The organism is Pseudocitrobacter cyperus, assembly GCF_039889165.1.
Classification (GTDB): Bacteria; Pseudomonadota; Gammaproteobacteria; order Enterobacterales; family Enterobacteriaceae; genus Pseudocitrobacter; species Pseudocitrobacter cyperus.
Genome location: NZ_JAYMYY010000012.1, coordinates 1 through 10,895 on the forward strand (window position 1 = coordinate 1; position 10,895 = coordinate 10,895).

A 10,895-nucleotide genomic window follows, 5' to 3' on the forward strand; every position below is an offset into this window, starting at 1 on the left:
AGAAGCCCTGAGTTAACGCTCAGGGCTTTTTTTCGTCTACAGATTGATTATTGCGTTCTCAGCAAAAATCCTCTGCATTTTTCACTCTTTTTCTCCCTCATCCGTATCGCCATAATCCTCTTACTATCAAAACAAAGGAATTAAGAGGAACACTATGTCTATCCCTGCATTTGGTCTTGGTACTTTTCGTCTGAAGGATGATGTAGTCATTGCTTCAGTAAAAACCGCACTGGAATTGGGTTATCGTGCTGTCGACACTGCGCAAATCTACGATAACGAAGCCGCCGTGGGTCAGGCGATTGCTGAAAGCAGCGTACCGCGTGAAGAGATCTTCATCACCACCAAGATCTGGACCGAGAATCTGAGCAAAGAAAAGCTGATCCCAAGCCTCAAAGAGAGCCTGAAAAAGCTTCGCACCGACTATGTCGATTTAACGCTGGTTCACTGGCCATCGCCAGGTGATGTCGTCTCTGTCGCCGAGTTCATGCACGCGCTGCTGGAAGCGAAAAAGCAGGGACTGACGCGCGAAATCGGTATCTCTAACTTTACAATCCCATTGATGGAGCAGGCGATAAGTGCGGTTGGCGCCGAGAATATCGCGACTAATCAGGTCGAGCTTTCTCCGTATCTGCAAAACCGGAAAGTAGTGGATTGGGCGAGTGAGCACGGTATTCACATCACCTCTTACATGACTCTGGCTTATGGTAAGGCATTGAAAGATGAGACCATTGTGCGTATTGCCACAAAACATAATGCGACGCCAGCACAGGTGATCCTGGCATGGGCGATGGGGGAAGGCTACTCAGTGATCCCATCCTCGACCAAACGCGAGAACCTGGCGAGCAACCTGTTGGCTCAGGATCTGCAACTGGATGCAGAAGACAAGAAAGCGATCGCCGCACTGGATTGCAACGATCGTCTGGTGAGCCCGGAAGGCCTAGCGCCGAACTGGGACTAACTCTCCTGTATGCGGGTGGCGAAGCTGCCCGCATGTTCACTCAGAAAGTCGATAAACGCACGAATACGCGGGCTGACTGCTTTATCGCTATAGTAGACCGCGCTGAATGGCATCTCGACCGGCACCCGCTGTTCGGCGAGCAGTTCAACAAATTCTCCCCGTTCTAACTCCTTCGCAATCATATAATCCGACAGACAGGCTATCCCATTACCGTTGAGGCACAATTGTTTGATCGTTTCTCCGCTATTGGAAGAGAGGCCGCAGGTGATCTCATGTAGCTGCCCGTCGCAGCAGGAAACAGGCCAGGTATTTAAGGTTGCGGGTTCCGTAAAACCTAAGCAGAGATGTTCCTTAAGGTCGGCGACGCTCTCAGGTTTGCCGTTTCGGGCAATATAATCCGGCGAGGCGACAATCTTGCGGTAGCTGGTAAACAGTGGTCGTGCGCGCAGGCTTGAATCGCTTAATGCCCCCGCGCGAATTGCCACATCGACCTTTCTCTCAATAAGGTTGATGAATGTCTCAGAGGAGACCAGTGAAAGGGTAATTTCCGGATAACGCTCGCGAAAAGGCTTAATTAGCGGCGTCAGAAAATTAAGCGTCACGGGCGTCGCTGCATCCACACGTAGCAGGCCACGCGGCACGCGACGTGTCTCCATGACTTCGTCTTCAGCCGCCGCCATCTCCTGAAGGATCACCTGCACTCTACGGAAGTAGCGCTCGCCTTCTTCCGTCAGGCTGAGCTGACGAGTGGTTCGGTTGAGCAGGCCAACTCCCAGCTTCGATTCCAGTTTTTTAACGGCCCGGCTGACCGCCGAGTTGGCTTGCCCGAGTTGCTCTGCAGCGCGGCTAAAGCTGCCACTCTCGACAACGGCAACGAAGATCGCGATTTCTTCTGAGGTAGCTTTCATTATTGCACCTGATGCAAAATTTAATTGATATTTTGATGGTTTTTGTTATTAAAGCATCCCGGCATACTTCGTGTCATCTTAATACTGAATGATATGGAGTTAATTATGCCTCTGGCGTTGCTTGCGTTGACCATCAGTGCCTTTGCGATAGGCACAACAGAATTTGTGATTGTGGGCCTGGTTCCGACAATCGCAGAGCAATTATCTATTTCATTACCCTCTGCCGGCCTTCTGGTTTCTATTTATGCGCTGGGCGTGGCGGTTGGCGCTCCGGTACTGACGGCGCTAACAGGAAAGTTGCCGCGCAAACAGTTGCTGCTGGGGCTAATGGTACTGTTTACACTGGGTAATCTACTGGCCTGGCAGGCTCCGGGATATGCCACGCTGGTATTGGCTCGTCTGATGACCGGTCTGGCGCATGGTGTCTTCTTCTCTATTGGCTCAACCATTGCAACCAGTCTGGTGCCGAAGGAGAAAGCGGCATCAGCCATTGCCATCATGTTTGGCGGCCTGACCGTCGCGCTGGTGACCGGTGTGCCGTTGGGTACCTTTATCGGTCAGCATTTCGGCTGGCGTGAAACATTCCTCGCGGTCTCTATGCTGGGCGTAGTTGCCTTAATCGCCAGTGCGATTCTGGTGCCGAATAACATTCCCAGCCGTGCGCCAGCCAGCCTGCGCGAACAGGTTAAGGTGCTGACGCATCCGCGTCTGCTGATGATCTATGCGGTGACCGCGCTCGGTTACGGTGGCGTATTTACGGCGTTCACTTTCCTTGCGCCGATAATGCAAAACCTGGCCGGTTTTACGCCGAGTGCGGTGAGCTGGATCTTGCTGGGATACGGGGTTTCGGTGGCAATTGGCAATATCTGGGGCGGCAAACTGGCGGACAAACATGGTGCGGTTCCGGCGCTGAAATTCATCTTTGCTGCGCTGATGGTTTTGCTGCTGGTCTTCCAGTTCACCGCCTCGATGCAGTATGCCGCGCTGGCGACGGTGCTGGTGATGGGGATATTTTCTTTCGGTAACGTTCCGGGTCTGCAGGTCTATGTGGTACAGAAAGCGGAGGAGTACACGCCTTCAGCGGTTGACGTGGCTTCCGGGCTTAACATCGCCGCCTTTAACATTGGCATCGCACTGGGTTCAATTATCGGCGGCCAAACGGTAGAGCATTATGGCCTGGCGCAAACCCCGTGGATCGGCGCAGTGATTGTTCTGGTTGCTCTGTTGCTGATTGGCCTGAGTGGACGTCTGGATAAGTCACCTCGCGCAGTATTAAGCTAATACGAAACGAGTAAGCACTTGCTTACAGAAGTTCACACAGCTTTATCGCGATTGGCGTTGAAACTGTAAGCAAAAATCCCTATAACTGAAGAACCAGTCTGGCAACAGGCCGGTTCTTTCGTTATTGAGGTTAAAAAAAGAAAGTGCGAAAAAATACCTATGCTATGCGTTACATCGCCGGACAACCTGCGGAGCGAATTTTGCCTCCGCCTGGGATGTATGCAGGTATGGGGCAGGCACTGCCCGCAGGAATGCCCTTAAGCACTGAAGAAAATATACGCGTTTTGGTGTGGAACATCTTTAAACAACAGAGGGCCGAATGGCTGTCTGTGCTGAAAAATTTTGGTAAAGATGCCCACCTGATGCTGCTTCAGGAAGCGCAAACCACCCCTGAACTGGTGAAGTTTGCAACGACTAACTATTTAGCTGCGGATCAGGTTCCTGCATTCGTTCTGCCTCAGCATCCTTCGGGGGTTATGACGCTCTCTTCCGCTCAGCCGGTCTATTGCTGCCCGTTGCGCGAGCGTGAACCTATCCTGCGCCTGGCAAAATCCGCGTTAGTGACCGTTTACCCACTTCCGGATGCGCGCCTGTTGATGGTTGTTAACATTCATGCGGTCAATTTCAGCCTCGGCGTTGACGTTTACAGTAAACAGTTGCTGCCAATTGGCGATCAGATTGCGCACCACAGCGGCCCGGTGATTATGGCCGGTGACTTTAATGCATGGAGCCGTCCCCGTATGAATGCGCTCTATCGCTTTGCCCGTGAAATGTCGCTGCGCGAAGTACGTTTTTCTGACGATCAGCGCCGTCGTGCGTTTGGTCGCCCCCTCGATTTTGTCTTCTATCGCGGCCTTAACGTGCATGATGCATCGGTACTGGTGACCCGTGCATCTGACCACAATCCGCTACTCGTCGAATTTAGTCCCGGCATACCTGTCAAATAGAGGTGCGTCAGGTCTGCCATGGGCAGACCTGATCCTTCAGCGCTGCCCTTTATCTTCCACACAACAAAGGACAGTAAAATGACAACACAATCTCACCATGACAACGTTGAAAAGCAGTTTGGCTCACAGGCGCAGGCCTATTTAACCAGCGCAGTGCACGCGTCCGGGCGCGATCTGCAACGCCTGAAACACCGGCTGGCGGATTTCCCTGAGGCTCACGTACTGGATCTGGGCTGTGGGGCGGGCCATGCGAGCTTTGCCGCCGCTGGTGAGGTGAAATCCGTCACGGCATATGACTTATCCAGTCAGATGCTGGAGGTCGTCGCACAGGCGGCAAAAGAGAAGGGGCTGGAGAATGTCTCAACCCGACAGGGCTACGCCGAATCTTTACCCTTTGATGATGCGAGTTTTGATGTGGTAATAAGCCGCTATTCTGCACATCACTGGCACGATGTCGGCCAGGCGCTGCGGGAAGTTAAACGGGTACTGAAAGCGGGCGGGACGCTGTTGATGATGGATGTGATGTCTCCGGGGCATCCCGTGCGTGATATCTGGCTGCAAACGGTGGAGGCGCTGCGTGATACTTCTCACGTTCGCAACTACGCCAGCGGTGAGTGGTTGACGATGGCGGCGGAGGCCGGTCTGGCGGTGGATAATCTGATTACCGACCGCCTGCCGCTGAATTTTGCATCCTGGGTGGCGCGTATGAGAACGCCTGCCGCATTATGTGATGCGATTCGCGTATATCAGGAGAGCGCTTCAGCGGAAGTCAAAGCGTGGTTTGAATTGCAGACTGATGGTTCCTTTACCAGCGACACCATCATGTTTGAAGCGCATAAAGCGCGATAGAAATAAAAAGGCACCGTGATAAACGGTGCCTTTTTTACGCCTTGCCGATCAGGAATCCGGACGGTCGTTGTTTTTAACGAACAGCGTTAGCTGATCGCCGGGTTTCAGGTTAGCGGTATCGTCATTCCAGCGCATCACATCTTTGATGTTCACACCGTGACGTTTAGCAATACTGGACAGTGAATCACCCTTACGCACACGATAGGTAATGCTATCGCTGTTGTTCGCAAGCTGTGCTGCGCTGCTACCTGCTCCCACCGTTAAGCTCTGACCAATCTTCAGATTGTTGCCGCGCAGGTTATTCCACTGCTTCAGGTCTTTTGCTGTGACGCCAAGGCGCGATGCAATACCTGATAGCGTGTCACCTGAGCGCACTTTATAGCTGCGGCTCTGTAACGGCGTATTATCAGCAACCAGCGTTGGCTGGACGGCTGCAATTTCACCTGAAGCCAGCGACTCACGCAACTGGTCAGCATGTTTCTGTGGCACCATCACATATTTCGGGCCACTTGCGCCCAGCGTGGAGCCTTTTACGCCCGCATTGAACGTCTTCAGCTTGGTGACTGAAATTCCTGCCATATCGGCCAGTTGTTTCATTTCAACAGGGCTATCAAGACGCACTCGCGCCAGTGCACGGCTTTCATCTGGTGTTGGCAGTCGCACACCGTAACGTTTACTGTTTTTGAGAATATCGCTCAAAGCCAGCATTTTCGGTACGTAAAGCTTAGTTTCCTGAGGCAGCGGCAGCGACCAGAAATCGGTGGGTTTACCACGCGCTTTGTTCGCTTTCATTGCCTTCATTACGCGGCCTTCACCGCTGTTGTACGCCGCCACGGTTAATAACCAGTCACCGTCAAACATTTTGTTAAGACGCTGCATCATATCCAGCGCTGCTGTTGTGGAAGCAACAACATCGCGACGTGCGTCATAACTGCGGGTCTGTTTCAGACCATAATTGCGCCCAGTGCTCGGAATGATCTGCCAGATGCCTGCGGCATTGGCGCCAGACGTTGCGTGCGGGTCAAAAGCGCTCTCCACTATGGGTAGTAATACCAGTTCCATCGGCATGTTACGTTTCTTAACTTGCCCGGCTATCCAGTACATATACGGCTCTGCCCGTAAAGTTACATCGTGGAGATAGCTCTTATTTCTTAAGTACTTCTGTTTCTGTTCGCGAATCCGGTTGTTTTCCGGAATGCCCATCTTTAGCTCGTCGCCAATGGAAGCCCACAAGTCCTGATCCTGCGCTGCGAATGTCCCATCGTCCATCCATCGCGCCTGACTTGCAAACTTACCCGCTTCTCCTTGACTAGCCGCAGAAAGGCTCTGTGCGTGCTGCTGGATATTGCCGTCGTGCTTAGACGCCTGGCAACCCACGAGCAGGACAGAGGCGAGTAATATCGCTTTTGCCTTCATGTGTATGTCAATAGTTGCTTAAAAGACGACCGATCATAACGGCGAACTTTTCAAAACGCAACCGTGAAGTATCAGAAGTTGTCTTTCTTTGCCCTTAACCATGCAAAACGCTCAGAAGGTTGTAGCAATTTTGTTTCTTTTGAAATTTCATTAATAAAATCAGCATCATCTGTGCGTAAAAAAATATTATTACGACGCTCATTTTTCAGAGTTACGGGGAGTGTCTTTTGATTTTTAGCCCGTAACTCCTTAACTTCTCGATAGTATTCATTTATTGATAAATCATGAGGCAAGATACTTAATGCAAACTTCATATTTGATAAAGTGTACTCATGTGCACAACAAATTAACGTATTGTCAGGGAGCGCGGATATTTTTTTAAGTGATTGATACATTTGAGATGCGGTGCCTTCAAAGAGCCTTCCGCAGCCGCCGGAAAACATCGTGTCGCCGCAAAATAGATAAGGCATGTTAAAGAAACAGATATGTCCTAAAGTGTGACCTGGCGTGGCGAAAATACAAAATTCATGTCCGAGAACGGACACTTTATCCCCATCAGCGACCACTTTGGTGGTTCCCTTATCTTGCGTTTCGGCAGGGCCATAGACCTCAATATGTGGAAAGTGCTGACGTAACCCGGCCACGCCGCCGACATGATCGGCATGGTGATGCGTCAGAAAAATGGCTTCCGGCTGCCAGTTGTTTTCTTTAATTGCACGGAGAACCGGTGCGGATTCGCCAGGATCGACAATCAGGCAACGGCCTGCGTCGTCGCTCAGAACCCAGATGTAGTTGTCCTGAAATGCGGGAATACTGTTAAGATTCATAAATTACCTCTTAAAACGAACGGAAGGTTGTGATGAAACCGGCAAGGATACCTCAGACAGTCGCAGCACCCGGTCATTGGGCTGAAATGCCCTGGGGTGAGTATTATCGCGAGGCGCTGGAGCGTCAACTGAAACCCTGGCTTACGAAACTCTATGGTTTTCATTTGCTTAAAATTGGGAACCTGAGCGCAGAAATTAACACAGAAGCGTGTGCTATCTCTCATCAGGTTAATGTTTCTCTTGCCGGCAACCCGATCCAGGTCAAAGCCGATCCGCTGTGCTTACCGTTTGCGGAAAAATCGGTGGATGCCTGCCTGCTGGCTCACTCCCTCCCCTGGTGTTCCGATCCCCATCGCATGTTGCGTGAAGCTGACCGGGTTTTGATTGACGATGGCTGGCTGATTATCACCAGCTTTAACCCCATGAGTCTGGTGGGGCTACGGAAGCTGGTTCCTGTGCTACGTAATAAAACGCCTTACAACAGCCGGATGTTTACCCTGACACGTCAGCTTGACTGGCTGGCGCTACTCAATTTTGAGGTTCTTCATCAGGGGAGGGTTCAGGTGCTTCCCTGGACGAAGCAAGGGGGGAAACTGCTAAGTACGCATCTCCCTGCGTTAGGGTGTGTGCAATATATCGTCGCGCGCAAGCGGACGATCCCGCTGACCCTGAACCCGATGAAGCAGAATAAAGCCAAAAGTCGCATCCCACAGGCGGTCGGGGCGACCCGGCAATATAAGAAGCCAAACGCTTAAGCGTCGGGCTGGTAGCCCTTATCTTCCTGAGTGGGGGAGGAGGCGGCGGTACGGGCCAGTTCATCGCAGCGTTCGTTTTCCGGATGTCCGGCGTGGCCCTTTACCCACATCCAGCGAATTTCATGCTGACCTAACGCCGCATCGAGACGCTTCCAGAGATCGACATTCTTTACTGGTTTTTTATCAGCGGTTTTCCAGCCGCGCTTCTTCCAGTTGTGGATCCACTGTGTGATGCCCTGGCGCACATACTGACTGTCGGTGCTTAATACCACTTCGCAATGTTCTTTCAGGGCTTCAAGCGCGACAATGGCCGCCATCAGCTCCATGCGATTGTTGGTCGTCAAATAATAGCCTTCGCTGAAGGTTTTCTCTTTCTGACGATAGCGTAAAATGGCGCCGTAGCCGCCAGGCCCTGGATTACCGAGGCAAGAACCATCGGTGAAAATTTCTACCTGTTTAAGCATCTCTGGTAGACTTCCTGTATTGAAATCGACACGTAAACGACAAGTCTGACATAAATGACCGATATGAGCACTGCAATTACACGACAGATCGTCCTCGATACCGAAACCACGGGTATGAACCAAATCGGGGCTCACTATGAAGGCCATAAGATCATCGAGATCGGCGCCGTTGAAGTGATCAACCGTCGTCTGACCGGTAATAACTTCCACGTTTACCTCAAGCCTGACCGGCTGGTGGATCCGGAAGCGTTTGGCGTTCACGGTATTGCGGATGAGTTTCTGCTGGACAAACCCACCTTTGCCGATGTCGCTGATGAATTTATCGAGTACATTCGCGGCGCAGAGCTGGTCATCCATAACGCATCGTTCGATATCGGCTTTATGGACTACGAGTTCAGCAAACTCAATCGCGGCATTCCGAAGACCAATACCTTCTGCAAAGTGACCGATAGCCTGGCGCTGGCGAGGAAAATGTTCCCCGGAAAGCGTAACAGCCTTGATGCGTTGTGCTCGCGCTATGAAATCGATAACAGCAAACGTACCCTCCACGGCGCATTACTCGATTCCCAGATCCTGGCCGATGTTTACCTGTTAATGACAGGCGGGCAAACATCAATGGCATTTTCAATGGAAGGGGAAGAGCAGCAGCAGACTGGCGATGTCGGGATTCAGCGTGTTACCCGCGCTGGAAGCAAACTCCGTGTTGTTTTTGCCTCTGACGAAGAGCTGCTGGCACATGAATCCCGCCTCGACCTGGTGCAAAAGAAGGGCGGAAGCTGCCTCTGGCGTGCGTGAAACGTCCTGTTTTTGCTGTGAAAATGGTCATGTGGGCGATTTTTGCAGCAAACGATGCAAAACGTCGTAAAAAGCGTTGACGGAGCAGAGGGGAACCCGTAATATTCGCCTCGTTCTCAAGGGAACACAGCGGAGCGGTAGTTCAGTCGGTTAGAATACCTGCCTGTCACGCAGGGGGTCGCGGGTTCGAGTCCCGTCCGTTCCGCCACTATTCAAAAGGCCTGAATCAGCAATGATTCAGGCCTTTGTCGTATTATCCCCACTCAAATCCATCCGCATCCCGCCATGCCGGAAACTTCTCTCTGTATTCCTCTAAGGCCGTCATCGACAGCTCAGCATCAATGCGCGTCGCCTGGTGTGCTTCGGCAGTAGCGATAATCTCGCCCTGCGGATTAATCACCCGACTGTCTCCGCGGTAGTGGTGGCCGTTGCCATCTGTGCCGACGCGGTTGCAGCCTGCGACATACGCCTGGTTCTCAATCGCGCGGGCGACCAGCAGCGCTTGCCAGTGCAGGGAGCGTGGCGCGGGCCAGTTGGCGACGTAAAGCGCGAGATCGTAATCGTTGCGGTTGCGCGACCACACCGGGAAACGCAGGTCGTAACACACCTGCGGCAGAATGCGCCAGCCTCGCCATTCAAATACCACACGTTCATTGCCTGCTTCATAGTGATGATGTTCATCCGCCATGCGGAACAGATGGCGCTTATCATAGAAATGTACGCTGCCTTGCGGCTCAACCAGTAAAAAACGGTTCACCGGGCCGCGCGCGGTTTGCAGCGCCGCGCTGCCTGCAATTAAAGCATCGGTACGTTGCGCCTGCTTGTGCATCCATAAAATCACCTCCTCCTCAGAGGGCGACTGTTTGGCTGCTTCCATTGCAAAACCGGTGGTAAACATCTCTGGCAGAACGATGACATCGCGCCCGGTCATTTCTTCCAGTTGCCTGTCAAAATGACGCAGGTTAGCTGGGCCATCCATCCACACTAACGGTTGCTGTAAAAGCGTAATTTTCAAACCTGGCACGGCGGGTAACTCCTGTATTGCAGGGTGATTTTATAACTTTAATACCTTATCAGGCCGCTGGCGCTTCGCGGAATATTTCGATAGAAAAAGCTGTTATTGGAAATATCTGATTTGCATTTGGCTGTGTTGCCGCTCACTCTTAAGGGGATGAACAACAAGGGCAGGATAAGCCCGGGAGGAATGATGTATAAGGCAATAACCGCTGTCGCTGCGCTGGTCTTTGCAACCAGCGCCATGGCGCAGGAAGATGTAACCATCAGCAGTCTGGCAAAAGGTGAAACGACCAAAGCGGCGTTTAACCAGATGGTAAAAGGTCACAAACTGCCGGCGTGGGTGGTCAAAGGGGGCACTTACACCCCTGCGCAAACCGTCACTCTTGGCGATGAGTCCTGGCAGGTGATGAGCGCATGCAAACCGCATGATTGTGGTACTGAACGTGTGGCGGTGCTGTGGTCTGAGAAGTCTAAGCAGATGACTGGCCTGTTCTCGACCGTCGATGAAAAAACATCGCAGGAAAAGCTGACCTGGCTGAATGTGAACGATGCGCTTTCTATCGATGGGAAAACGGTGCTGTTTGCGGCGTTGACCGGCAGCCTGGAAAACCATCCGGACGGGTTTAACTTTAAGTAACCGTCGCCATCAAAAAAACGGAGCCTTTCGGCTCCGTTTTC

12 protein-coding genes and 1 tRNA gene are annotated in these 10,895 nt (G+C 52.1%); 8 read left to right on the top strand and 5 right to left on the bottom strand.

The annotated features are described in order from the left end of the window. Positions 1-154: 154 nt before the first annotated feature. Positions 155-958, top strand: a complete 804-nt coding sequence (gene dkgB, locus VSR74_RS22185; protein ID WP_347796701.1) for a 2,5-didehydrogluconate reductase DkgB — start codon at positions 155-157, stop codon at positions 956-958. On the opposite strand, the gene yafC is transcribed toward dkgB, so the two are convergent. Beyond that, positions 955-1,866 carry a DNA-binding transcriptional regulator YafC gene (gene yafC, locus VSR74_RS22190; protein WP_347796702.1) on the bottom strand — a complete coding sequence of 304 codons (912 nt, stop codon included), beginning with the start codon at positions 1,864-1,866 and terminating at the stop codon, positions 955-957. The genes dkgB and yafC overlap by 4 nt on opposite strands. Positions 1,867-1,971: 105 nt before the next feature. Between yafC and VSR74_RS22195 the strand changes: the two genes are divergently transcribed. The 3 genes from VSR74_RS22195 (at position 1,972) to VSR74_RS22205 (ending at position 4,943) form a co-directional block, all read left to right on the top strand. Continuing rightward, positions 1,972-3,147, top strand: a complete 1,176-nt coding sequence (locus VSR74_RS22195) for an MFS transporter (protein ID WP_347796703.1) — start codon at positions 1,972-1,974, stop codon at positions 3,145-3,147. A gap of 143 nt (positions 3,148-3,290) precedes the next feature. Then, positions 3,291-4,094: an endonuclease/exonuclease/phosphatase family protein gene (locus VSR74_RS22200; protein ID WP_347796704.1), complete on the top strand. Its 804-nt coding sequence runs from the start codon at positions 3,291-3,293 to the stop codon at positions 4,092-4,094. Positions 4,095-4,172: 78 nt separating this feature from the next. Continuing rightward, positions 4,173-4,943 (top strand): class I SAM-dependent methyltransferase, encoded by a 771-nt coding sequence (locus VSR74_RS22205; RefSeq protein WP_347796705.1) that lies wholly within the window; start codon positions 4,173-4,175, stop codon positions 4,941-4,943. A gap of 48 nt (positions 4,944-4,991) precedes the next feature. Here VSR74_RS22205 and mltD read toward each other — a convergent pair whose 3' ends face one another. Together mltD and gloB are read right to left on the bottom strand one after the other, a co-directional pair. After that, complete coding sequence (gene mltD, locus VSR74_RS22210; RefSeq protein ID WP_347796706.1) at positions 4,992-6,359, bottom strand: murein transglycosylase D; 1,368 nt, start codon at positions 6,357-6,359, stop codon at positions 4,992-4,994. A 71-nt stretch (positions 6,360-6,430) separates the two neighbouring features. Then, the gene (gloB, locus tag VSR74_RS22215; protein ID WP_347796707.1) at positions 6,431-7,186 is read right to left on the bottom strand and encodes a hydroxyacylglutathione hydrolase; all 756 of its coding nucleotides are present in this window, start codon (positions 7,184-7,186) and stop codon (positions 6,431-6,433) included. A 32-nt stretch (positions 7,187-7,218) separates the two neighbouring features. Here gloB and VSR74_RS22220 point away from each other — a divergent pair, with 32 nt between their 5' ends. Beyond that, positions 7,219-7,941 carry a class I SAM-dependent methyltransferase gene (locus tag VSR74_RS22220; protein ID WP_347796708.1) on the top strand — a complete coding sequence of 241 codons (723 nt, stop codon included), beginning with the start codon at positions 7,219-7,221 and terminating at the stop codon, positions 7,939-7,941. Here VSR74_RS22220 and rnhA read toward each other — a convergent pair. Continuing rightward, positions 7,938-8,405: a ribonuclease HI gene (rnhA, locus tag VSR74_RS22225; protein WP_347796709.1), complete on the bottom strand. Its 468-nt coding sequence runs from the start codon at positions 8,403-8,405 to the stop codon at positions 7,938-7,940. The two genes, VSR74_RS22220 and rnhA, sit on opposite strands and share 4 nt — an antisense overlap. 63 nt (positions 8,406-8,468) lie before the next feature. Between rnhA and dnaQ the strand changes: the two genes are divergently transcribed. After that, complete coding sequence (dnaQ, locus tag VSR74_RS22230; RefSeq protein WP_347796710.1) at positions 8,469-9,200, top strand: DNA polymerase III subunit epsilon; 732 nt, start codon at positions 8,469-8,471, stop codon at positions 9,198-9,200. 131 nt (positions 9,201-9,331) lie between these two features. Then, a tRNA-Asp gene (locus VSR74_RS22235) sits at positions 9,332-9,408 on the top strand. 45 nt (positions 9,409-9,453) lie between these two features. Here VSR74_RS22235 and VSR74_RS22240 read toward each other — a convergent pair. Beyond that, positions 9,454-10,224, bottom strand: a complete 771-nt coding sequence (locus tag VSR74_RS22240; protein ID WP_347796711.1) for an amidohydrolase — start codon at positions 10,222-10,224, stop codon at positions 9,454-9,456. Between the two features lie 183 nt (positions 10,225-10,407). Between VSR74_RS22240 and ivy the strand changes: the two genes are divergently transcribed. After that, positions 10,408-10,854, top strand: a complete 447-nt coding sequence (ivy, locus tag VSR74_RS22245) for an Ivy family C-type lysozyme inhibitor (RefSeq protein WP_347796712.1) — start codon at positions 10,408-10,410, stop codon at positions 10,852-10,854. Positions 10,855-10,895: the final 41 nt, after the last annotated feature.

Bases quoted from the DNA above. Each gene is read 5' to 3' on its own strand.
- dkgB (WP_347796701.1), top strand. From the start codon at position 155: ATGTCTATCCCTGCATTTGGTCTTGGTACTTTTCGTCTGAAGGATGAT.
- yafC (WP_347796702.1), bottom strand. From the start codon at position 1,866: ATGAAAGCTACCTCAGAAGAAATCGCGATCTTCGTTGCCGTTGTCGAG.
- VSR74_RS22195 (WP_347796703.1), top strand. From the start codon at position 1,972: ATGCCTCTGGCGTTGCTTGCGTTGACCATCAGTGCCTTTGCGATAGGC.
- VSR74_RS22205 (WP_347796705.1), top strand. From the start codon at position 4,173: ATGACAACACAATCTCACCATGACAACGTTGAAAAGCAGTTTGGCTCA.
- mltD (WP_347796706.1), bottom strand. From the start codon at position 6,359: ATGAAGGCAAAAGCGATATTACTCGCCTCTGTCCTGCTCGTGGGTTGC.
- gloB (WP_347796707.1), bottom strand. From the start codon at position 7,186: ATGAATCTTAACAGTATTCCCGCATTTCAGGACAACTACATCTGGGTT.
- VSR74_RS22220 (WP_347796708.1), top strand. From the start codon at position 7,219: ATGAAACCGGCAAGGATACCTCAGACAGTCGCAGCACCCGGTCATTGG.
- rnhA (WP_347796709.1), bottom strand. From the start codon at position 8,405: ATGCTTAAACAGGTAGAAATTTTCACCGATGGTTCTTGCCTCGGTAAT.
- dnaQ (WP_347796710.1), top strand. From the start codon at position 8,469: ATGAGCACTGCAATTACACGACAGATCGTCCTCGATACCGAAACCACG.
- ivy (WP_347796712.1), top strand. From the start codon at position 10,408: ATGTATAAGGCAATAACCGCTGTCGCTGCGCTGGTCTTTGCAACCAGC.